20 protein-coding genes are annotated in these 22,414 nt (G+C 38.3%); 6 read left to right on the top strand and 14 right to left on the bottom strand.

Annotation, left to right across the window (positions count from 1 at the left end):
- Positions 1-22 precede the first annotated feature (22 nt).
- From cysE to JGE69_RS03895, 6 genes are all read right to left on the bottom strand, one after another.
- Positions 23-835 carry a serine O-acetyltransferase gene (gene cysE / locus JGE69_RS03870; protein WP_064784036.1) on the bottom strand — a complete coding sequence of 271 codons (813 nt, stop codon included), beginning with the start codon at positions 833-835 and terminating at the stop codon, positions 23-25.
- Positions 828-1,667, bottom strand: coding sequence for an RNA methyltransferase (locus JGE69_RS03875; protein WP_199112365.1), 840 nt, complete (start codon positions 1,665-1,667; stop codon positions 828-830). Before JGE69_RS03875 ends, cysE begins: the two co-directional genes overlap by 8 nt.
- Before the next feature lie 14 nt (positions 1,668-1,681).
- Positions 1,682-5,245, bottom strand: a complete 3,564-nt coding sequence (dnaE, locus tag JGE69_RS03880) for a DNA polymerase III subunit alpha (protein WP_199112367.1) — start codon at positions 5,243-5,245, stop codon at positions 1,682-1,684.
- Between the two features lie 198 nt (positions 5,246-5,443).
- A complete protein-coding gene (locus JGE69_RS03885; protein ID WP_014206524.1) occupies positions 5,444-6,511 on the bottom strand; it encodes a type II asparaginase in 1,068 nt (355 codons plus the stop codon).
- Positions 6,512-7,181: 670 nt separating this feature from the next.
- Positions 7,182-8,489, bottom strand: a complete 1,308-nt coding sequence (locus JGE69_RS03890; protein WP_002114420.1) for a dicarboxylate/amino acid:cation symporter — start codon at positions 8,487-8,489, stop codon at positions 7,182-7,184.
- A gap of 475 nt (positions 8,490-8,964) precedes the next feature.
- On the bottom strand, positions 8,965-10,395 hold the full coding sequence (locus JGE69_RS03895) for a pyridoxal phosphate-dependent aminotransferase (RefSeq protein ID WP_199112369.1): 1,431 nt from the start codon (positions 10,393-10,395) through the stop codon (positions 8,965-8,967).
- A 238-nt stretch (positions 10,396-10,633) separates the two neighbouring features.
- Between JGE69_RS03895 and msrB the strand changes: the two genes are divergently transcribed.
- From msrB to JGE69_RS03915, 4 genes are all read left to right on the top strand, one after another.
- Entirely contained in the window at positions 10,634-11,053 is a 420-nt protein-coding gene (gene msrB / locus JGE69_RS03900; RefSeq protein ID WP_002114184.1) for a peptide-methionine (R)-S-oxide reductase MsrB, read from the top strand.
- Positions 11,050-11,535 (top strand): glutathione peroxidase, encoded by a 486-nt coding sequence (locus JGE69_RS03905; RefSeq protein ID WP_002114194.1) that lies wholly within the window; start codon positions 11,050-11,052, stop codon positions 11,533-11,535. The genes msrB and JGE69_RS03905 overlap by 4 nt, the downstream gene beginning before the upstream one ends.
- 8 nt (positions 11,536-11,543) lie before the next feature.
- The gene (locus JGE69_RS03910; RefSeq protein ID WP_167563723.1) at positions 11,544-12,380 is read left to right on the top strand and encodes an AraC family transcriptional regulator; all 837 of its coding nucleotides are present in this window, start codon (positions 11,544-11,546) and stop codon (positions 12,378-12,380) included.
- Positions 12,381-12,444: 64 nt separating this feature from the next.
- A complete protein-coding gene (locus JGE69_RS03915; RefSeq protein ID WP_199112372.1) occupies positions 12,445-13,077 on the top strand; it encodes a LysE family translocator in 633 nt (210 codons plus the stop codon).
- A gap of 53 nt (positions 13,078-13,130) precedes the next feature.
- On the opposite strand, the gene dapC is transcribed toward JGE69_RS03915, so the two are convergent.
- The 6 genes from dapC to JGE69_RS03945 form a co-directional block, all read right to left on the bottom strand.
- On the bottom strand, positions 13,131-14,300 hold the full coding sequence (gene dapC / locus JGE69_RS03920; RefSeq protein ID WP_025469676.1) for a succinyldiaminopimelate transaminase: 1,170 nt from the start codon (positions 14,298-14,300) through the stop codon (positions 13,131-13,133).
- Between the two features lie 25 nt (positions 14,301-14,325).
- Positions 14,326-16,989 (bottom strand): [protein-PII] uridylyltransferase, encoded by a 2,664-nt coding sequence (gene glnD, locus JGE69_RS03925; RefSeq protein WP_000608324.1) that lies wholly within the window; start codon positions 16,987-16,989, stop codon positions 14,326-14,328.
- Between the two features lie 27 nt (positions 16,990-17,016).
- Complete coding sequence (gene purT / locus JGE69_RS03930; RefSeq protein WP_199112374.1) at positions 17,017-18,234, bottom strand: formate-dependent phosphoribosylglycinamide formyltransferase; 1,218 nt, start codon at positions 18,232-18,234, stop codon at positions 17,017-17,019.
- Positions 18,235-18,335: 101 nt separating this feature from the next.
- Positions 18,336-18,725: a tautomerase family protein gene (locus JGE69_RS03935; RefSeq protein WP_032052204.1), complete on the bottom strand. Its 390-nt coding sequence runs from the start codon at positions 18,723-18,725 to the stop codon at positions 18,336-18,338.
- Between the two features lie 128 nt (positions 18,726-18,853).
- Complete coding sequence (gene ygaH, locus JGE69_RS03940; protein ID WP_002133404.1) at positions 18,854-19,195, bottom strand: L-valine transporter subunit YgaH; 342 nt, start codon at positions 19,193-19,195, stop codon at positions 18,854-18,856.
- 1 nt (position 19,196) lies between these two features.
- Complete coding sequence (locus JGE69_RS03945) at positions 19,197-19,919, bottom strand: AzlC family ABC transporter permease (protein ID WP_068906686.1); 723 nt, start codon at positions 19,917-19,919, stop codon at positions 19,197-19,199.
- A gap of 121 nt (positions 19,920-20,040) precedes the next feature.
- Here JGE69_RS03945 and JGE69_RS03950 point away from each other — a divergent pair, with 121 nt between their 5' ends.
- Complete coding sequence (locus JGE69_RS03950) at positions 20,041-20,511, top strand: hypothetical protein (protein WP_025464664.1); 471 nt, start codon at positions 20,041-20,043, stop codon at positions 20,509-20,511.
- A gap of 121 nt (positions 20,512-20,632) precedes the next feature.
- Here the strand turns inward: JGE69_RS03950 and JGE69_RS03955 are convergent, their stop codons facing one another.
- Together JGE69_RS03955 and JGE69_RS03960 are read right to left on the bottom strand one after the other, a co-directional pair.
- Positions 20,633-20,920 (bottom strand): hypothetical protein, encoded by a 288-nt coding sequence (locus tag JGE69_RS03955; RefSeq protein WP_005069685.1) that lies wholly within the window; start codon positions 20,918-20,920, stop codon positions 20,633-20,635.
- 171 nt (positions 20,921-21,091) lie between these two features.
- Positions 21,092-21,799, bottom strand: coding sequence for a Crp/Fnr family transcriptional regulator (locus tag JGE69_RS03960; protein ID WP_199113221.1), 708 nt, complete (start codon positions 21,797-21,799; stop codon positions 21,092-21,094).
- A gap of 92 nt (positions 21,800-21,891) precedes the next feature.
- Here JGE69_RS03960 and JGE69_RS03965 point away from each other — a divergent pair, with 92 nt between their 5' ends.
- Complete coding sequence (locus JGE69_RS03965; RefSeq protein WP_199112376.1) at positions 21,892-22,413, top strand: DUF962 domain-containing protein; 522 nt, start codon at positions 21,892-21,894, stop codon at positions 22,411-22,413.
- Position 22,414: the final 1 nt, after the last annotated feature.

A 22,414-nucleotide genomic window follows, 5' to 3' on the forward strand; every position in this document is an offset into this window, starting at 1 on the left:
GTTACATTATGAATCAAGAATATTACGTTTTTGATGTCTTATCTTGCGCACCGCATTCACGACGTACTTCTTCAATAATTTTCAGTTCTTCATCACTAAAAGGCTGTTCATCCTGACTTTCTTTTTTGAAGCTCGGATCTAGCTCTGATAAACGCTGGCATAAATTATTCATACGCGTTTCATTATGCTGAATACGATCAAGTAAAACGCGCATACCCTCTAAAATAGGGTCTGACTGATCAGCAGTTGTCGCATATGGGGCAAAGCCAATACTTTGCGCATAATCACGGCGACGTTCTTCATCTTTATTCTTGTCGGGTGCATCTTTATAAATATAGCGAGCAGGGTTTCCTACAGCGGTCACACCAGCAGGGACTGCTTTGGTCACTACAGCATTTGAACCGACTTTAGCGCCTTTACCAACCGTAAATGGACCTAAAATTTTTGCACCAGCGCCAACAACAACACCATCTTCTAAAGTTGGGTGGCGTTTGCCAGTCTTCCATGTTGTACCACCTAAGGTCACACCATGATAAAGCGTAACATCATCACCAATTTCAGCAGTTTCACCAATCACAACACCCATACCGTGATCAATAAAAAAACGTTTACCAATTTTAGCACCAGGATGAATTTCAATTCCTGTTGCAAAACGGCTAAATGAAGAAAGTAGGCGAGCAGCTCCTTTACAATCTTTTTGCCATAATTCATGCGCGACACGATGCATCATAATCGCATGAATGCCAGGGTAGGTCGTGAGAACTTCGAGTGTATTGCGGGCAGCAGGATCTCGCGCAAATACAGCCTTTATATCTTCTTTCAGCTGTTTAAGCATGGGGTTGATCCTCCTTGTCAGATAATGCTTTTTTCCATTTACCACTTGTTAGGGCTTGTACTCGACTAAAAATACCGCGAAGTAAATGATATTCCATACGATCTAATTGTATACGACCAAATAAACGACGCAAGCGTAAAGGTAACAAACGTGGATTATCTGGATCTAAAAATTCAATTTCAGTCAGCATTTTCTCTAGATGAGGATAAAACTCTTCCATTTGTTGCTGAGTAACCAAAGGCTCATCCCATTGCATGCTTTGACCTTGCACTAATGGCATTTCTTCTGCATCTTGATCCACGTTTTGTTGTTCTAGAGCAGACATGCGAAGCTCGTAACATACGACTTGAATCGCTTGCGCAACATTTAATACGCCATAGTCTGGATTGACAGGAATTGTTAAATGATAATTTGCCAGTGCTAATTCTTCGTTGGTTAAACCACGATCTTCACGGCCAAAAACAATCGCAATTTGTTGCCCTTGAGTAGTGGCCTTAATAGCTTCTTTGGCAGCAGGTCTTACGTCAAGTAAAGGCCAAGGAATAGTACGGCTGCGTGCACTTGTTCCAAATACTAAATGGCAATCTTTAATAGCATCTTCTAAGGTATCGACAATCTCAAGATGTTCAAATAAATCTTGGGCACCAGCAGCAAGCGCTTGTATGTCTGGGTGAGGATATGTTTTAGGCGCAACAAGAACTAATTTAATTAGTCCCATTGTTTTCATGGCGCGTAAAGCACTGCCAATATTAGCTGGCAAGGTAGTGTTTACCATGACAATACGCACTTGTGCTAATTTTTTTGACACAGTGTTGTGATCAAACGAACTCATAAGATTTCCAGAAATTACGAATATTGAGAAACTTCGCTTTGGTATAAATCCAATGCATCGTCCATAGTCATGTCCGCAGGAGGGGAAGCAACGGTTTGCGGACGAGCAGGTTCTGCTGCTTTAGCTGCTTTCGACTTTACTTGATATTCAATATAAATATTATCTTTACCAAAATAATCTCTGAGTTTAGCAAGTAATTCATCGAGAGGAGCAACTTTCCATTGCGGACCAAGTTGAAGCTCAGCTTGAGCATAAGGTTGATCAATCTGTAGCTGTAGAGTGATATGCTGATGCATATCTACATTGCAAAATGGCAAGATTATGTTTTGTAAATCTTTTGCCAAAGTGGCTTGCATAAACTCTTCTGCTAATTTGATCTGAATACTGTTAGCACGTTTTTGTCGTATTTCATTTAAAGTAAAAGCCTTGGTTAAACGGCCCATTGGACGTTCAAAGCCTTCTCTTTCATAAATTTCGCCTTCAAAGACGACAACACGCTCAACTTGGATAATATCTTTAAAACGTTGGAAACGTTCATGGTTGCAACTTACTTCAATACGAGCTGTACCATCATCTAGTACAATAACTACGCGATTTGGGAAATTTGCGACGTCAATGACTAAACCTGCATAGACTGTTGTAACACCGCGACGTGTAGCCGTAATTTCATTAAGTTTTACAGGAATAAAAGCTTTAAGCTCTTGGCGGTAAACATCAATTGGGTGACCAGTGAGATATAGACCAAGCGTATCTTTTTCGCCTTTTAGACGAACTTCATCACTCCACGGTTTAACGGGTTTAGCTGGCTTACGCTGAACTTCTTCAACCTCACCAAATAAATCCATAATACCGCTTTCACGGTTACTGCGCGCTTGTTCAGCAGCTTGAACAGCTTCAGGCAATTGTGCCATTAAGCTTGCACGTTCAATTCCCAAGCAATCGAGTGCACCCGCACGAATTAAAGCTTCAAGAGTACGCTTATTGATTTTCTTCAAATCAATACGATGGCAAAAATCGAATAGATCTGTATAAGGACCAAATTGTCGACGAGAGTCAATAACTGACTGCATTGCTTGTTCGCCAACGCCTTTAATTGCACCTAAACCATACACAATAGTTTTATCATCGCTCGCATGGAAATGATAAGTCGACATATTGACTGATGGTGGTAAAACTTCTAGGCCATTATTTCGGCAGTCATCAATTAAAAATACAACACTGTCAGTGTTCTGCATTTCCGATGACATTACTGCTGCCATAAACTCAGCAGGATAATGTGCTTTTAACCATGCAGTATGGTAGGCAACGAGGGCATAAGCGGCGGCGTGAGATTTGTTGAAACCATAGCCTGCGAACTTCTCCATATAGTCAAAGATATGGTTGGCTGTACTTTCATCAATTCCTTTTTCAGCAGCACCTGCCAAGAAGATTTGGCGTTGCTTAACCATCTCCTCAGGTTTCTTTTTACCCATTGCACGACGTAGTAAGTCCGCGCCACCGAGCGTATAACCCGCACAGATCTGTGCTGTCTGCATCACCTGTTCTTGGTAAACCATAATCCCGTAAGTTGGCTCTAATACACCTTCAAGAAGTGGGTGAAGATATTCAAAATCTCCACCATGCATACGGTGAATAAAGTCAGGAATAAGATCCATTGGACCAGGACGGTACAATGATACGAACGCAATAATCTCTTCAAATTTACTTGGACGTGCTTCTTTAAGCATTCGTTTCATGCCGACGGATTCAAACTGGAATACCGCTGTTGTATTTGCATCGGCAAAGACAGAATATGCTTTAGCATCATCAAGTGGAACATGCGAAATAATGAGTGGATCATTACTATCGCGATTTTTATTAATATTTTGAATTGCGTCTTCAATAACGGTTAAGTTACGTAAACCCAAGAAGTCGAATTTGACGAGACCTGCTGCTTCTACATCGTCTTTATCATATTGAGCAACACGGCTAGTTCCATCTTCATCACAAAGTACAGCCGAGAAATCGGTAATCTTACCGGGTGCAATAACAACACCACCGGCATGTTTACCAGTATTTCGGGTGATACCTTCTAGTTTTAATGCCATTTCCCAGATTTCGCTTGCATCATCATTATCTGGGTTAGATGGGTTGGTAACGATATCTTTAAGCTGAGGTTCCATCTCGATAGCAGTGGCTAAGTCCACACCGAGCGGTTTAGTCGGTACCATTTTTGAGATACGGTCAGCTAAACCATAAGACTTACCCAATACACGGGCAACGTCACGAATTGCACCTTTTGCCGCCATCGTACCGAAAGTTGCAATTTGTGATACGGCTTCACGGCCATAAGTACGGGAAACATAATCAATAACGCGGTCACGTCCGGCAATACAGAAGTCGACGTCAAAGTCGGGCATCGAAACACGTTCTGGGTTTAAGAAACGTTCGAAAAGTAGATCGTAACGAAGTGGATCAAGGTCAGTAATTTTTAAGCTATATGCAACGAGCGAACCCGCACCTGAACCACGGCCTGGTCCGACAGGAACGCCATTATTTTTTGCCCACTGGATGAAGTCCATGACGATAAGGAAGTAACCAGGGAAACCCATTTTGAGGATAATGCCGACTTCGTAATCAATTCGTTCATCGTAAGGTTTACGAATCTCAGGCCAGTCTTCGCCACGTTTTTCGACAGGGTAGAGATAATCTAAACGTTCTTCTAGACCTACTTTTGACAAATGCTCAAAGTAAGTGTCGATGGTAAAGCCATCTGGAATTGGATAGTCAGGTAAAAAGTAGGTGCCTAGTTGTAAGCTAACATTACAGCGTTTTGCAATGTTATAGGTGTTTTCGATAGCACTTGGGATATCTGAAAACAACTCAATCATTTCATCGGAGGTTTTAAAGTGTTGCTCAGGACTATATAAGCGTGGACGACGGTCATCTGCTAATACATAGCCATCAGCAATACAAACACGTGCTTCGTGGGCCTCAAAATCTTCTTTTTCTACAAAGTGCACATCATTATGCGCAACTACACCGACATTATATTGGGCAGCAAGTTTAGCGGCTTCTTGAATAAAGTCTTCTTCACCGGGACGATCGGTACGTGTTAAAGCCAGATAAACACGGTTACCAAATTTTTCAATCCATGCCTCTAAAAGCGGAGCTGCTTTTTGAGGGTTAGATGAGCAAAGCATCTGACCCACATCACTATGTTGGCCAAGTAAAACAATAATATCTTGATGCTGTTCAAGTACCCATTCTTTTTTTACACATGGAATACTGAGTTGTTGCCCTTCAATAAAACCGCGTGAAACGATTTCGGTGAGACTTTTCCAGCCTACATTACTCATTGCAAGTAAAGTTGCACGATGTTGAGCATCGTCAAGGCGAATTGTGCTACCTAAAAGCGGCTTAATCCCTTTTTTTAAACAAGAATTATAAAATTTTACTGCTGCATGAAGGTTTGATAGATCGGTTAATGCCAGCGCAGGCATTTGGTCTTTAACCGCAGCGTTGACCAAGTCAGGTATGCGAACTATCGACTCTGTAATCGAAAATTCTGTATAAATACCGAGATGAACAAACTGCATAAGCCAATCCTTAATACGACTGCAGCATAGTTTAGCACGCAAAGTTAAAACGAAATGCTTAATATTTTGGCAAACTGTTAAGGATTTTATTATTTAAGAAGAATGATTTGAATATCTATTGTACAGATTGAATATAAAAGAGCTTATTTTTAAGAAATAGGACCAACCCAAACTTTATGTTTGGGTTGGTTGAAAAACTTAGTACTGCCAGAACATGCGCTGAATTTCTTTCGTGTCATTAGTCTTAGTAAGAGCTAAAGCTGCAAGAAGACGCGCTTTTTGAGGGTTTAAATCATGCGCTGCTACCCAACCATATTTAGAGTCAGGTTGTTCTGCATCACGTAATACGAAACCTTGTGCGACACGTGATGAACGGATAATTTGAATACCGTTTTTGTCGTGAAGATTTTGTAAGGTTGGTACGATATATTTTGGTACAGAACCGTTACCAGTACCTGCATTAATGATCGCTTTAGCACCAGCTTTTGCATACGCTTCATATGCATCTGGAAGCATAGAGTCCGAACCATAAACGATCTGTACAGTTGGAAGTGCATCGCCTTTAATATTTTCAATATTAAATTCTGAAGCATTTGTATGGCGTTTTACAGATTGTCTGAACCAGTATGGTTTGCCTTCAACTAATGTACCTAAAGCGCCCCATTGGCTAACAAAAGCATTGGTATGAATGTTAATGCCTTTAGTTACATCACGTGCAGCAAAAATAGAGTCGTTCATAAGAACCATAACGCCTTTATTTTTTGCATCATCAGAAGCTGCTAAAGCAACTGCACTATAAAGGTTAAGTGGACCATCAGCTGAAAGAGCAGTTGAAGGACGCATTGAGCCAACAAGTACAATCGGTTTATCAGTATGAACAACCAAATTTAAGAAAAATGCTGTTTCTTCTAAAGTATCTGTACCGTGTGTAATTACGACACCATTAACAGATGGCTTTTTAACAAGCTCATTCACTTGACGAGCAATTTCTAATAATTCCTTGTCAGTAATACTCTCAGAAGCGATTTGTAATGCTTGAATACCAGTTACATTTGCCAAATCTTTGATTTGTGGAACTGCGTTAATTAGCGTATCAACAGGAACTTTTGCAGCAGTATAAGTTGCACTATTTGCCGAGCTTGCGCCAGCACCAGCGATAGTACCGCCAGTCGCAACTACAACAACATTATTTTTTGCATAAAGTGGGAGAGAGCAGGCTAATAAGCCCATCGCTAAACCTAAAGATTTAACAGTTTTAGTCAACATCGAAAATATCCTTATGAAGTGACGAAGTAAAAGTTTGTTGAATATGACTGCTTTTCCTAAGCAAAATACATACCATGTAAAACATATTCATAACTTGTTTGAATAAGAAGCATCCTTGAATAGCATTTTGTTTCACCAACAACCGCTTAATCATTGCTTTTATTTAGCGCTAATAAATAACATGAATAAAATAAAAAATCTATTAAGTTTTTCTAATTTATCTTGATTTGTTTACTTTTTAATATAAATAAAACAAATGATTTTTTTATCTGTATAAAATTAAAAAATAATAGAGGTGTTTAAGTGATTTTTTGCCATTTGGTATTTTTATATTGTTGATTTTTATTGTTATAATTTAATATTAAGATGATTTTAAATTTTTCAGTATGAATTGAAAAATAATTCCATTAATTTAATATAATTTAATTGTTGTAAATTGAATTAAAATTTAATCACTTGGTATTTATTTTTAAAAATATAAAATTTGTTTGAATCATTTTTATTCTATTTTTAAGGTTTGATTTAAGAAAATTTAATAGCAGTTTAAAGTCATTATTTAATATAAAAATATAGGTGAATTTCTGCTAGTAATTTTAAAATAAAAAAAGAGCAATTTTATAAGGTCATATAAAATTGCTCTTAAGTTGGGAGAGTGGGAGAAAAGAGAAACTTATGCGGTCGTTTGTTCTTGAGTTGATTTAATTAATACTGGCTCTGGTAGTTCTTCAGTATCAGCCACTTTATCACCTTCAAGCTTGGCAACAACTGCGGTTGCAATACTGTTACCTACTACGTTTGTTGCAGTACGGCCCATATCAAGGAACTGATCGATACCGAGTAATAAAAGGATGCCAGCTTCAGGTAAATGGAACATAGTGAGCGTCGCTGAAATAACTACAATAGAAGCTCGAGAAACACCTGCAATACCTTTACTTGTTACCATTAGAGTTAACAAAATTAAGATTTGTTGAGTGAAACTAAGATCAATATTGTAGGCCTGAGCAATAAAGAGTACTGCAAACGTGGTGTACATCATTGAACCATCAAGGTTGAATGAATAACCTAAAGGTAATACAAAGCTCGTTACTTTTTTAGGCACACCAAATTTATTTAGTGCATCCATTACTTTAGGATAGGCTGATTCACTTGAAGCTGTAGCAAAAGCAAGCGTTACAGGTTCACGAATTAATTTACCTAAACGGAAAATATCTTTTTTAAGTACGATTGCACCTACGGAGAATAAGATGATCCAGAGTAATAAAAGACCAAAGTAGAACTCCGCGATTAAAATGCCATAGTCAACAATCAAGCCTAAACCTTGTACTGTAATTGCTGAAGCGATTGCTGCAAATACTGCAACAGGTGCAAACATCATGACGTAATCAGTAATACGGAACATGATTTTGCTGAGTTCATCAGTCAAACGAATGATAACTGAATCTTTTTCTTTGCCTTGATTTACAAAAGCAAGGGCTGAGCCAAAGAAAATAGAGAAAACAAGGACTTGCAAAATATCGTTATTTGCCATTGCTTCGGCAATACTGCGTGGGAAAACATGGCTTAAAAATGATTGTAGAGTGAAGCCTGTAGTCGCTGGAGCAGAAGAGCTACTCAATTGTTGCGCAGTTGGTAATACTAAATCTAAAGCTGCACCTGGTTGGAAAAAGTTTGCCAGACCCATACCGATAGCAAGCGATACGAACGAAGCAGTAATAAACCAAGTCATTGATTTAAGGGTGATACTGCCGATCGATGTAGATTTCCCCATTGATACAATGCCTGAAACAATAGTGGCAAACACCAATGGAGCAATAATCATTTTGATAAGGCGTAAAAAGATATCTGTAGGTATGTTGAGATAAGAAGCGATTTGCTTCAATTGTTCACCCTCATTAAAGAAGTGGTGACAAATCCAACCTGTCAGTATGCCAAGTAAAATAGCAACAACAATATACTTGAGCAATTTCTTTTGCTTCATATGAACCTCTATCCATTTGATTCAATCATCCTTTGATGGGATTTGGATGATTGAAAGCTTTCCTTGTTAGTTCAGTTCGGTCGTTCTAACGATGTTATCTTCCAAGATCTGTATCTGTTTTAACCGAATCGAATATGGTGATGTTGTTATGGAGATGGATTGTTGCTCGATTTTGATGCGGTGTGAAATGCAAAAAAATATTGATCCATGCATTTTTTGCATAATATAGTTTGAGTAGATTTAAAAAAATCAAGTGATTTTAAACGTATGGTAAAAAATATATAAATCAAAAAATTAACTAATTTTAATAGTTGAAATAAGTGTAAATTTAATAAAAATTACTTAAATTTTAATTATTTATTCTGTGGAGATAAGATTGTTGTGTGGTTGGGAGATTCTTCTTTTATAAAAATGAATAAAATAGAATTATAAAAAAGGCACCTATTTAGAGATGCCTTTTTTGTTATGCATTTTTTTAACGACGATTGGCTAAAAAACGACCTAGACGGGTAATAGCTTCACGTAATTCATTTTCAGCAGGTAAGAAAACCACGCGGAAATGATCAGGTGTTGGCCAGTTGAAGCCTGTACCTTGTACCAATAAAACTTTTTCTGCACGTAGCAAATCAAGCATTAACTTTTCATCATCTTCAATTGGGTAGATGTTCGGGTCAAGGCGTGGGAAACAGTACATTGCTCCATCTGGTTTTACACAACTTACGCCTGGAATTTCATTAAGCATTTCCCAAGCAATATTACGCTGTTCATATAAACGGCCACCAGGACGGATCAAGTCATTAATTGATTGATAACCGCCTAGAGCAGTTTGAATCGCATATTGAGCTTGAACGTTTGCACATAGGCGCATTGACGCTAACATGTCCAAACCTTCGATATAGTCGGCAGCACGGCTTTTATCACCCGTAATTGCCATCCAACCTGAGCGGAAGCCTGCAATACGATAAGCTTTTGATAAACCATTAAAAGATACACAAAGCTGCTCGCCTGCTAATGACGCTACTGAAACATGTTCAATGCCGTCATAAATAATTTTGTCGTAAATTTCATCAGCAAATAAAATTAGATCGTATTTTTTTGCAATCGCTACAATCTGTTCAAGAATGTGGCGTGGATATACCGAACCCGTAGGGTTGTTCGGGTTAATGATGACAATACCGCGAGTATTCTGAGTAATCTTACTTTCAATATCAGCAATATCTGGATACCAGCTATTTTCTTCATCACATTTATAATGAATTGCTGTGCCACCTGAAAGATTAACCGCTGCTGTCCAAAGCGGATAATCCGGCATTGGAATCAGCATTTCGTCTCCATCATCTAATAGGCCTTGCATAGCCATTACGATGAGTTCAGATACGCCATTACCAATATACACGTCATTAACATGCATATTGAGAATTCCTTTTTGCTGGTAATACTGACAAATTGCTTTGCGAGCAGGGAAGATACCTTTTGAGTCAACATAACCAATTGCGTTTGGTAAGTTTAAAGCAACATCATTAATAATTTCTTGGGGTGCTTCAAAACCAAATGGAGCAGGGTTGCCGATATTCAGCTTAATGATTTTATGTCCTTGCTCTTCCATTTCATTGGCGGCTCGTAAAACTGGCCCACGGATGTCATAACAAACATGCTCAAGCTTCGATGATTTTTTGATTTCTCGAGTAGATGGCATGGAATGGATGGTAGCAGTATTTTTAGACATAACGGGATTCACTTTTGCATATCGGTATAAATAACTTTTAAATGTTTTAACTGTTACCAAATTTAGATCATGTTGATCTTTCAATAGTTCAACAATTTTTTCATGGGTAAAACCCGATTGTTGATATTGTTTAATAATTGGTAGTAGTTGTTGGAAAACCACACTTTTTTTCTGAGACATGTTCTGTCCTATACAACCGTGCGCACTTAGAATAGCACTATGTTTGCTTGCTTTAAAGAAGATTAGTAATAAATTTGCTTACTTTTGATTTTGTGTTTTGCTTACTTTTTGCTTTTTGTTCTTTATATGTTTAAATTCCAACAAATTTTACGTTCAGAGACTAGTGTTTTTGTGATGAATGGCGTAAATATAAAACTCGATCATCAGAAATGTTTACTTCAGAATAAAGGTGTATGTCATGGGAAAAGTCAATAAAACAGACCGGGAATGGCAAAGAGAGTTATCACCAGAAGAGTATCGGATTACACGACAAAAAGGCACTGAACCTGCATTTACGGGGCAATACTGGAATACTAAGCAACATGGTACCTATGTTTGCCGTTGCTGCGGCGCAGAGTTGTTCTCATCAGATACCAAATATGATAGCGGTTGCGGTTGGCCAAGTTTCTTCCGTCCGATCAATGGTGCTGTCATTGATGAACATGAAGATTTAACGCATGGTATGGTCAGAACTGAAATAGTTTGTCATGATTGCGAAGCTCATTTAGGGCATGTATTTGAAGATGGACCACAGCCGACAGGTTTGCGCTACTGTGTAAACTCGGCATCATTACAACTGAAAACAGAAGAAAAAAATGATGAGGAAACCTATCCATGAGTAATATTTATCAGTTTGAAGCTGAGCTGTTAGAGGGTGAAGTTAAGCAATTGGCTGATTACAAAGGTAAAGTTTTACTAATTGTAAACACTGCCAGTAAATGTGGTTTTACGCCACAATTTGCTGGCCTCGAAAAACTTTATGAAAAATATAAAGATCAAGGATTAGAAGTTTTAGGTTTTCCCTGCAACCAGTTTGGTGGGCAAGATCCAGGAAGCAATAAAGAAATTGGTAGCTTCTGTCAGCGTAACTATGGGGTGAAATTTCCCATGTTTGCTAAAGTTGATGTAAAAGGCCCGGAAGCCCATGTGATTTTTAGATATTTAACACGTGAAGCTAAAGGTATTTTAGGTAGTAGTAGCATTAAATGGAACTTTACCAAATTCTTGGTAGGTAAAGATGGTGCTGTTTTAAATCGCTATGCACCTACGACTAAGCCAGAAGCTTTAGAAGCTGATATTGAAAAAGCATTAGCGAGTTAATCGTTTAAATGAATGCTATTCCTCAAGCTTTTGAGTTTTGGCAAGATGGGCGAATGCCGTATGTTGAAACCAGAAGGTCCTGTTTTAGCCGAACGTGTTATAAGTCTCATAGTCATCCAACGTTTTCTATCGGAGCTATAGACGAGGGGAATAGCATTTTTCAAAGTACATTTGGTACGTCCCAAAAGATTGATGCTGGTACTTTGGTGATTGTACCAGCACATATTGAGCATTCATGTAACCCTTTGCCAGATAAGGCTTGGAGCTACCAAATGCTACATTTGGATATAAGGTGGTTAAATCAGCTTTATTCAGAATTTCAAGAGCAAGGTCTGAATTTACATCTGCCACAGCATAAGCCGCTCATAATAAAAGAAGAAACTTTATATCAGGCTTTTTCTGATATGAATGAAACTTTGTTTGATCCTGAAAAATTAATTATTGAAAAAGAACAGTCGCTGATCTATTGCCTTACCCAGTTGTTACTTCCTCATTTCGTATTGGAAGAAATACAAAAAACTGAATATTTGTATGAAGATTTTTTGGACTTAATTCATATTATTAAATCGTCAGAACGATTTATTTCTCTTGAAGAGCTTGCAGAGCAGGTTGGTCTTAGTCGATATGCAATCATTCGTTTATTCAAGGCCAATGTTGGTTTAACTCCACATGCATTTCAAATTAATTTAAAGATTAATCAAGCCAGAGCTCAATTAAAGCAAGGGATTTCACTCGCAGAGCTAGCTGTCAATTTAGGCTTTAGTGATCAAAGCCATTTTCATAAAGCTTTTAAAGCACATACGGGAATTACTCCTCGACAGTTTCAACTTGCAGCCGCGCAATAATTTACAAGAAATTATTTTTCTCTATTTTTAAGCTACTCCATACAATTTTAAAGATGAAATCGTTATGGAAGTTTTTTTGGTTATCGCCTTTACTCACTTTTTAGCACTACTATCTCCAGGTCCAGATTTTTTTCTTATTTTGACCAGTCTTTTGCAAAAAGGAGCGCGTTATACCTATGGCGTTATTCTGGGAATTACTTTGGGTAATGCTGTTATCTTAATGGTGTGTATATTTGGATTTATGGTGCTTGGCAATTTAAGCACAACGATTCTTTTAGTACTTAAATGGCTGGGGGCTGGATATTTAGTTTATTTGAGTTTTCTTTGTTTTAGAGCCACTCAAGGAACAATCTTAAATATTACAGTTGCTGAAAATAGTTTGTTTGAACAAGAGTCTAGTTATAAGAGTAAAGTTAAAAGCTTAGCTTTGGGTTTGCAATCCAGTCTTCTTAATCCTAAAAATATTATGTTTTATAGTAGTTTAATGCTACTTATTCAACAGGAATTTAGCTTATTTCAAAAATTACTAATGAGTATATGGATGACAGGAGTAGTTTTTGGCTGGAATTTATTATTGGTTCGTTTATTGCGTCAAGAGCGGGTATTAGCACAGATTAAACGTTCTGCTAGAGGAATATATTATTGCTCTAGTCTGGCTTTCATTTTTTTCGCAGTGTTATTGGTTGTCTATAGTTAATATGCATTGCATAGCCTTCTAAATAATACTGAAGGCTATGCAATTTGCTGGGTTTAAAGAATCGCTTTTAAACGTTTAACCACTTCTTCGCATTGTGCCAAATCTGCTACTAAAGCCATACGCACATGGTTGGCACCAGGATTACCTTGTTCGGTATCACGAGATAGGTAACGACCCGGTAAAACTTTAATGTGTGCTTTTTCCATCAGCATCTTGGCAAAAGTTTCATCATTATCGACTTTTAACCAGTAATAAAAACCGGCATCAGGTTTTTGTAATGGGAGGAGATGACCTAGCTCAGATTGGAATAAATCAAACTTTGCACGATATTGCTTACGGTTTTCTTCAACATGGTTTTCATCGTTCCACGCTGCGATTGAAGCAAGCTGGTGTTGTACTGGCATTGCAGCGCCGTGATAGGTGCGGTATTGCAAATATGGCTTTAACAGATCGGCATCACCCGCTACAAAACCTGAGCGCAAACCCGGTAAGTTTGAACGCTTTGAAAGTGAATGAAATACGATACAGTTTTTGTAGTCATCACGTCCAAGCTCAGCACAAACTTCTAATAGACCAGTAGGTGCTTGGTCAAACCAAAGCTCTGAATAGCATTCATCAGAAGCAATAACGAAATTATATTGATCAGATAAGGCAATTAGCTTTTTAAATTGTTCTTTAGAAAGCACAGTACCTGTTGGGTTACCCGGTGTACATACAAAAAGAAGGGCTGTCTTTTCCCAAACTTCGGCTGGTACAGCATCAAAGTCGCCTAAATAGCCATTTTCTTCTGTGCAATTAATGAAGTATGGCTTTGCACCCGCAAGTAAAGCCGCACCTTCATAAATTTGATAAAATGGGTTCGGCATCACCACATAAGGTGCATCTTCACGATTAATTAATGCCTGTACAAAAGAGAAAATCCCTTCACGTGTACCAGAGACGGGCAAGATGTGGTTTTCAGCGCTAATGCTGTTAAGTTTAAAGCGCTTAGTTAACCAATCTGCAATGCTTTGGCGAAGCTCAGGTAAGCCTTTGCTGTTTGGATAAGTTGATAAATGGTTAAAGTTATCAATAATAGCCTGTTTAACAAACTCTGGTGCTGGATGCTTAGGTTCGCCAATTGATAGAGGAATCAAGGGAAGGTTAGCAGGAGTAGTATCCTTAAAAAGTTGGTTTAACTTTTCAAATGGGTACGGGTGTAATAACGACAAGCTAGAGTTCATTAAACAGTTACCAAGTAGTTGAGTTTCAGTGCTGACAAATTTGATTAGATGCTTCATCTAATGCAGCTTTCAGTTTTTCCGAGAAGAGTTTGACCTCTTCGTTATTCAGCGGTTTCCCATCTTTTTTGGTGACAAAGAAAATATCTTCGGCACGTTCACCTAAAGTTGCGATTCGGGCTGAATGGATGTCTAAACCTTGCATCATAAATAAACCACCCACACGTGCAAGTAGGCCGGGGTGATCGAGTGTTGAAATTTCGACCATATTTTGCTGTAAGGCTTCATTTAATGTTACGTCGACTGTATTTTCAATATCGAAGTGACGTAATTGACGTGGAATACGACGTTGCATGAGTCCCGGATATTGGTCTGGTTGGCTAAGGGCTTTCACTAATGCATTTTTAACGGTTTCTTCACGTTCTGGGTCGGTAAGCAATGTACCGAAACGATCGAGTACAACATAAGTGTCTAAGCTAAATGCTGTACTGGCCGTGATAATTTTTGCGTCCTGAACGTCTAAGTTCATTCGGTCTAAAACGGCAACAGTTGTGGCAAATAGGTTTGGTTGATCGCGAGTATAAATAAAGATTTGCACCGCATCTTGAGCTGCTTTACGGTGAGCACGTAAGAGGACTAATGGCTCTGGATTATCGCCGTGTTTTAAAATTGCTTGTGTGTGCCATGCAATTTCATCTGCCGATTCTTTAATGAAGTATTCATCACCAAGTTCTTGCCAAACTTTTTCGACATCTGCCAATGCGAAGTTATTTACCAGCAATTCACTTGCTGCAAACTTAGTGTCTTCAATCAGCATTTGGTAGTCAACAGGACGGCCTAAACCTGTACGGATTACATCACGAGCGTGCGTATAAAGTTGACGCATGAGAGAAGCGCGCCATGTGTTCCATAGTTTTGGATTTGTCGCGTTAATATCGGCAACCGTTAAGGTATATAGATAATCAAGATGCTCCATATCGCCCAGTTTTTCAGCGAAATCTTTCACGACATCAGGATCAGAAATATCTTTTTTCTGAGCGGTCAAAGACATGAGCAAATGGTTTTGAATAAGCCATGCAATTAATTTACATTCACGCTCTGTAAAGCCATGTGCACGGCCAAACTCAATCGCGTCTTCTGCGCCAAGTTCGCTATGGTCACCACCGCGACCCTTTGCGATGTCATGGAATAAAGCGGCAATGAATACAATATCTTGACGAGCAAGACGTTGGAAAACTGAGCTTACCACAGGGAATTCTTTGGCAAATTCAGGTTCTCTAAAACGATTTAAATTACGCAGCAATAATAATGTGTGAGCATCGACTGTATAGATATGGAATAGGTCATATTGCATAAGGCCCATAATTTGGCCAAAAGCAGGAATATAGTTTCCTAAAACCCCATAACGTTTCATCGCAACCAAGGTATCGTATAAACGATATGGTGAACGAATAATCGACATAAACAGTGCTTGATGCTCTGGATTATCGCGATAACTTTGGTTGATTCGTTTCGCAGCAAGAATAAGTAAGCGTAAAGTCCGAGCGCGGATTCCTTCAATATCTGGTCGATTGGCTAAAATATAGAACAACTCTAAAATCGCGCTTGGATGCTCTGCGAATATTTTGTGATGCTGTACGGCAAGTTTATTATCGACAATTTTAAAGTGATCGTTAACGACTTCAATTTTGCGTTCATAGTTGGGCAGTCGAGGAGTAATGACTGACTCGCTAAAATACGCAAGCAACATTTCATTCAGCGTTGAAACTTGCTGCGCCGTACGGTAGTAGCGTTTCATGAATTGCTCAACACCATAATTTACAGGTTGACCTTCTTGACGCACATATCCAAATTTAGCGGCAATTTCCCTTTGGTGGTCAAAGAGTAAACGGTTTTCGTCACGTTTAGCTAAACGGTGTAAATGATGTCGAATTTCCCAAAGAAAACTTTCAGCTTCTTCTAAAACTGCCAATTCAAACTCTGAAATGAAACCTAAATGCACTAAGTCATAAATACGATTTACGCGAAAGTGACGTTTAGCAATCCAGCCAATTTGGTTAATGTCACGAATACCGCCCGGTGCATTTTTAATGTCGGGTTCTAAATTACTTTCAGTATTGTTGTGTTGATGGTAACGCTTGGCTTGTTCGGCCATTTTTGCGTCATAGAATGTTTTGTCAGTCCATGTCTGCGAAACAATACGGCGAGGCCATTTCGCAAGCTGACTATTGCCAGTAATTAACCGTGCCTCAATTAAAGTTGTTGCAACGGTTAAATCGGTAGCGGCCTGTTCAACACAGCTTTGAATCGTGCGAACACTAATGCCGGGTTTGAAATTGCCAACGTCCCATAAAGAAGAAATAAATGTAGAGATACGTTTTTCGTTTTCTTCGTTAATTTCATGCTCCGATAGGATCATGATATCGACGTCGGAATAGGGCAACATTTCACGGCGCCCATAACCACCTACAGCAAAAAGGCCCAGTTCTGTCTGATCGAGTTCAGCATGTTTCCATAAAAAGATCAGTGCTTCATCTACTAAATCTGAACGGGCTTTAATGATTTCGCGAATAGATTGCCCATTTTCATATGAATCTTGCAACTGCTTTTCTACATCCGTTCGCCATTGATTAATGGCTTTAATATCATGATGACTTGAGACATAGTTCAACAATGGCGATATATTGATCATGAAAATGGGTCTACCAATAAGTAAAAATTAAGAATTTGTTTGAACGCTTACTTGATCAGCGGTTTCTTTCGCTAAAGTACGAGCAAGATCAGTATTTTCAGCACGAGCGGTTGCTACACCCATACGACGACGTTTGAAACCTTCTGGTTTGCCAAACAGGCGTAAATCGGTGTCTGGGTGTGTTAAAGCTACATTGAGGTTGCCATAACTTAAATTGCTGGAATCAACTCCAGCATAAATTACTGCACTTGCTGCAACACTGTGGCGTGCTGTGTTTACAGGTAAACCTAAAATTGCACGTGCATGCAGTTCAAATTCACTTTGAAACTGAGATGCTAAAGTTACGAGTCCTGTATCGTGTGGGCGAGGTGAGACTTCACTAAACCAAACCTTGTCGCCTTTAATAAACAGTTCTACACCAAAAATACCACAGCCACCAAGTGCAGTTGTCACTTTATTTGCAATACGTTTTGCTTCTTCGAGTGCCGCCGCCGTCATTGGTTGAGGTTGCCAGCTTTCTACATAATCCCCGGCATCTTGGCGGTGACCAATTGGGTCACAGTAATGAGTTTCGATTTCACCAGTTTCAGGGTTTTTAGCGCGAACGGTAAGTAATGTAATTTCAAAATCAAAATCAATTTGAGATTCAATAATAACCGTGCCTTGGTTAACACGGCCACCTTGCAATGCATATTCCCATGCTGCATCGACTTCATCGAAACTTTTTACACGAGACTGACCTTTACCTGAAGATGACATGACCGGTTTTACAAAGTTTGGATAACCAATGTCATCGCAAGCGGCGCGGAAGCTTTCGAGCGTATCAGCAAAACGATAAGCAGAAGTAGGTAGGCCAAGTTCTTCAGCCGCAAGACGGCGGATGCCTTCGCGGTTCATTGTGAGGTTTACAGCTTTAGCAGAAGGGATGACAGTTGCTGTTTTGCTCGCTTCAATTTCAAGTAAAACTTCTGTCGCAATTGCTTCAATTTCTGGAACAATTAAATTTGGTTTAATTTTCTCGATGAGTTGTTTTAATTGGGCAGGATCTGCCATGTTTAATACATAAGAAAAATGTGCAACTTGCATTGCTGGTGCGTGATCATAACGGTCGGCTGCATGTACTTCTACACCAAGGCGTTGTAAGGAAATTACAACTTCTTTGCCAAGCTCTCCTGAACCTAACAATAAAACTTTAAATGCAGAAGATTGAAGTGGGGTACCGAGTGTTACGCTCATGCGAATCATCCTGACAAAATTATTTTTTTAAGCATAGCAGAACTTATGGTGGAGTTAAGCCTTATCATGCATAAAAAAGTAATTTTGTCGGACAATTAAAAAAGTGGTTTTTAGATATTAACCTGATAGTTTAAAAGCAATTCATCCGCATTTTTACCACGGATGCCCCAATTTTCTTTAGGTGTTTCAAAAATAGTAATTTCAATGTCTTGTGGAGAAATTCTACATTGTTCTTGAATATTACGGAATAAGGTTTGAATAAGCTGCTTTTTAGTGGCTGCACTGCGGCCTGCAAACATTGAAAGTTCAATAATAATGTAATGCTGGCTTCTGTCAGAAGGGTAAATGAAATTTCCTGGTTTAAGGCTAATAAAACGTTGAAACTTCTTCTCAACAGGATATTTCAATTCTTCAATAAGCGCTTGATGGATTGCATGAGAAAGTAATTCCCGGTACTGCATAATGGTTTGTTCATTTGCATAAATTTTAACTTGTGACATTTTTATCTCTAATCGCTAGATGGATTTATCTTCTAATAAATTTCAAAAATGATTTTTTATGCTAGAAGTTATTATTCTTAATCACTTCTAGCATTTATATATTATATAAGGTTGATCAGTTTATCTATTTATAAAGGTAAATAAGTATAGATCAGACCATAAACAATTGCGGCAGTTAAAGTTGCCGGTACGATTTTCTTAAATTTAAAATAAAGACCTGCTAAAACTAAAAAACCGATAAGCATTGCGAAACTCTTATTGGGAGTTTCAAGGAGAGGTGGAAGGGTAGCAACTACAAGCATGGCACTAATTGCAGATATTCCAATACTTCCCAAAGCAATTTTTATCCAGATTGAGCCGCGTCTTTGCTGCGAACCCTGTAATTTTTGTATTACAAAAAAAGGTCCAAAGCGTGAAGCAAAATTGGCTATACCCACAATAATGCCGACCAGAATAATTTCTAGGTTCATATTAAGCCTCAACCTCATCATGCTGTTTCAACACATAATGTTTAAATAGACCAGCTAAAATGCCTGAAAAAATACCTATAAAAATAGCGGCTGATAAGTTAATCCAATAACACGCCAAAGCTGAAACTACTAAAGATACAGCAACAACAAGGCTATGCTTTCGTTCAAACGCTGCTAATAAAAAACTTAAAAATAAAGCAGGTAACAAGAAGTCTAAAGCTGCTTGTAAAAACTTTGGTAAATGAGCAACTTGATCGGCAAATAATCCGCCTAACAATGAGCCAGTTGCCCAAGCCATCCAACTAAATAGACTTAAGCCTAACATCCAAGACTCGGACCATTGTTGTCTGCGCTGTGAAAGTTGGATCATTCCACTGGCAAAAACTTCATCCGTTAAGCCCCAAGCCCATACTGCCGTTTTCTTAAGATTTAATTTGTTTGGAATCAGGTTGTATAGAGCAGGTCCATACAGGACATGGCGAATATCTAGTGCTATGACTGTTAATGCTGTTAGCCAAATGGATGAACCGCTAGCTAAAAGCGCGACAACCAAAAATTGGCTAGCGCCAGCATACATTGAACAAGATAGAAAAAAGGCTTCCCATGGTGTAAAACCAAACTGAGATGCAGAAACGCCAAAGGCAAAAGAAACGGGTAAATAAGTGAGTACGATAGCTTGACTATCTTTGGCGCCTTGCCAAAAAGTTGCTGTTTGGGCAGGCATCAATTGTTGTTCGGACACAATACACCTTGGCAATAAACCAAATGATAAAAATACTTGAAAGATTGAGTATTGTAGCCGAATTTAATAGCATAGTGCCGAAATGTTTAATCGGCAGTTTGATATGTTCAAGGCAAAGATTCGTTTAGTTTATATCGCCATGATGAGTGCAGGTATTTTTACATTGCAGGGCTGTGATAATGGTAATCAAGGTGCAGAAAAAAAAGTAGAAATTAAGCCAGCACCGAAACTAACCAATGATGCAACTGTTTATGCTCAAAAAGCATGGACATTAATTAACACGGTTGAGCATTTAGTTTATGAAAAACAACTCAGCCAAATTGATGACAAAGTTCGTAAACCTTTACGCCAATTAAGTACAGACTGGCGTATTAATGTAAAAATGACGGATTCAGTGACAGAAGGGAAATATGCACTCTGTCGTAAAGCTTTAACGAGTCTAGATATATGGGCACGCGAAACGCTAGAAAACAATAGTTCAGTTGCCCAAAAACAAGCGGACTATGAGCGAGATAAGGCTCAATGTAAGGATGCGATCGATACGCCGAATCTTGGAAATACTTCGCCAAAATAAAACTAATGAATTTAAAAAAGCGAGATGATCAATCTCGCTTTTTTGCTTTTAAACAATAATGAGTGAATGTGAATTACGGTTTTGTGGCAGCTTTAGCGGTGTTTGCAGTCTTCACAGCATCTTATTTCATTTGATGAGTCATTTGCTGTGATTCATGTTGAGCATGAGTCGCGCTGGTCATTGCATCATGTTTTTGAGTGCTTAAGTCTTTTTTAACATCCTGTTTAGTTTTAGTTACCTCTTTCTTGGCTTTTTGAGCGGTAGCTTTTCCATGTACCGCTACACATTTTCCACCTTTGTGATTTGGTCCTGTACCGCCTTGTAGTTGAGTCCCTTTTGGACATGCAAATGCCGAAACACTTAACATAGCCAATACGCCTGCTGTAAGAATTGTTGATAATTTTTTCATGTTAATCAGCGCCTTGTTGAGTATTATTGCTCAGCTTGAGTGTAGGGTGAAAATATCTGCTTTAACACATTTATTTTGTGGAAATAGAGTTTGAACAATGTTTTGATTTGCAGTGTTATCTAATTTTTTAATTTAATTTTAAGTTTTTATTATTTAGACGCTTTTAAAAAATTAGCATTGTGCTTTAGCAACTACTTTCAATTTCTCAATATCTAGAATCTCAATTTTTCTAAAAGCAATTTTAATGATTTTCTGTTTTTCGAGCAGGTTCAGTTCATGATTGATCGTTTGTCTAGATGTGGTCAGCATATTTGCCAACTGTTCTTGAGAAATATGTATGTGATGATCTTGAATAAGAATATGATTCCCATATCCTTCTAAAATGAATAGAAGACGCTGAGCCAGCCTTTGAGAAATACTACGTGTTTGGATAGCAATCTGTTCTAAGAAAACGTACCTGAGTTTTTGGCTGGTTAAACGTGCAAAATAGTACCAATAATATGGATTATCCTTGAGTAGCTCATTTAAAGGCTTCGCTGGAATATGTAGAACTGTACTTTTTTTCAATGCAATCGCATCGTGTGAGCGCGGTTCATGATCAATCAATGATATTTCACCAAACCACATGATTGGCTCAGCAATAGCAGAAAGAGCTTCATTACCATTTACATCGACATAACCCAAGCTAATCGAGCCTTCAAGTACGGTATAAATGCCATCAAATAGATCTTGAGCATGGAAAACATAGCTATTTTTCTCAAAGGTGATTTGTTTGCCATGTTCTAAAATAAAATTTTGGAATGTTTCCGGAAGCACACTAAACCATGTGTTTTCTTTTAGTCGATTAATATAAATTAGGTCCAATATTCGGTCATCCATGAAAAAATTCATTACTTTGTCAAATAGCTGACAACTTTACGTTTTCCTTATATGTACAGTATGACTATATGTAAGTGAATAGGGAATAACTCATGTCAAATCTGGAGCAAGAGCTTAGCAAATATGCGGCTTACCACTTAAATCATAAAAATATTTTGACGCACTTTATCGGTATTCCGCTCATCGTGTTTTCAATTTTGTGTTTAACCGCAAGAGCTGGAGCCGATATTGGTAGTTTTAAACTGACTTTAGCCATAGTTCTGATTGCAGCTAGTACGATCTATTATTTTATTTTAGATAAAGTATTTGGCTTAATCATGCTCGTTCTTTTAGCTGCTGTGTATCCACTAGCGAGCCAAATTGCTCAATTGTCTTTAGGAGAATGGTTAGCAGCAAGTATTGGCTTCTTTGTTGTCGGTTGGGTCTTTCAGTTTGTGGGACATTATTTTGAAAAGAAAAAACCGGCTTTTGTTGATGATGTGATTGGACTTGCGATAGGGCCGTTATTTGTATTGGCAGAATTTATATTTATGCTAGGTTTTAGAAAGCCTTTGCATGCACGTATTTTACAAGAGGCGCGCAGTAAACGAGAGGCGATGGATTTAAGTCATTAAA

This window comes from Acinetobacter sp. C13, from assembly GCF_016809775.1.
GTDB lineage: Bacteria > Pseudomonadota > Gammaproteobacteria > Pseudomonadales > Moraxellaceae > Acinetobacter > Acinetobacter pittii.

Bases quoted from the DNA above. Each gene is read 5' to 3' on its own strand.
- JGE69_RS03895 (WP_199112369.1), bottom strand. From the start codon at position 10,395: ATGTCTCAGAAAAAAAGTGTGGTTTTCCAACAACTACTACCAATTATT.
- purT (WP_199112374.1), bottom strand. From the start codon at position 18,234: ATGATTCGCATGAGCGTAACACTCGGTACCCCACTTCAATCTTCTGCA.
- msrB (WP_002114184.1), top strand. From the start codon at position 10,634: ATGGGAAAAGTCAATAAAACAGACCGGGAATGGCAAAGAGAGTTATCA.
- glnD (WP_000608324.1), bottom strand. From the start codon at position 16,989: ATGATCAATATATCGCCATTGTTGAACTATGTCTCAAGTCATCATGAT.
- JGE69_RS03950 (WP_025464664.1), top strand. From the start codon at position 20,041: ATGTTCAAGGCAAAGATTCGTTTAGTTTATATCGCCATGATGAGTGCA.
- JGE69_RS03915 (WP_199112372.1), top strand. From the start codon at position 12,445: ATGGAAGTTTTTTTGGTTATCGCCTTTACTCACTTTTTAGCACTACTA.
- cysE (WP_064784036.1), bottom strand. From the start codon at position 835: ATGCTTAAACAGCTGAAAGAAGATATAAAGGCTGTATTTGCGCGAGAT.
- dapC (WP_025469676.1), bottom strand. From the start codon at position 14,300: ATGAACTCTAGCTTGTCGTTATTACACCCGTACCCATTTGAAAAGTTA.
- ygaH (WP_002133404.1), bottom strand. From the start codon at position 19,195: ATGAACCTAGAAATTATTCTGGTCGGCATTATTGTGGGTATAGCCAAT.
- JGE69_RS03905 (WP_002114194.1), top strand. From the start codon at position 11,050: ATGAGTAATATTTATCAGTTTGAAGCTGAGCTGTTAGAGGGTGAAGTT.
- JGE69_RS03960 (WP_199113221.1), bottom strand. From the start codon at position 21,799: ATGGATGACCGAATATTGGACCTAATTTATATTAATCGACTAAAAGAA.
- JGE69_RS03910 (WP_167563723.1), top strand. From the start codon at position 11,544: ATGAATGCTATTCCTCAAGCTTTTGAGTTTTGGCAAGATGGGCGAATG.
- JGE69_RS03965 (WP_199112376.1), top strand. From the start codon at position 21,892: ATGTCAAATCTGGAGCAAGAGCTTAGCAAATATGCGGCTTACCACTTA.
- JGE69_RS03955 (WP_005069685.1), bottom strand. From the start codon at position 20,920: ATGAAAAAATTATCAACAATTCTTACAGCAGGCGTATTGGCTATGTTA.
- JGE69_RS03945 (WP_068906686.1), bottom strand. From the start codon at position 19,919: ATGCCTGCCCAAACAGCAACTTTTTGGCAAGGCGCCAAAGATAGTCAA.
- dnaE (WP_199112367.1), bottom strand. From the start codon at position 5,245: ATGCAGTTTGTTCATCTCGGTATTTATACAGAATTTTCGATTACAGAG.
- JGE69_RS03935 (WP_032052204.1), bottom strand. From the start codon at position 18,725: ATGTCACAAGTTAAAATTTATGCAAATGAACAAACCATTATGCAGTAC.
- JGE69_RS03885 (WP_014206524.1), bottom strand. From the start codon at position 6,511: ATGTTGACTAAAACTGTTAAATCTTTAGGTTTAGCGATGGGCTTATTA.
- JGE69_RS03875 (WP_199112365.1), bottom strand. From the start codon at position 1,667: ATGAGTTCGTTTGATCACAACACTGTGTCAAAAAAATTAGCACAAGTG.
- JGE69_RS03890 (WP_002114420.1), bottom strand. From the start codon at position 8,489: ATGAAGCAAAAGAAATTGCTCAAGTATATTGTTGTTGCTATTTTACTT.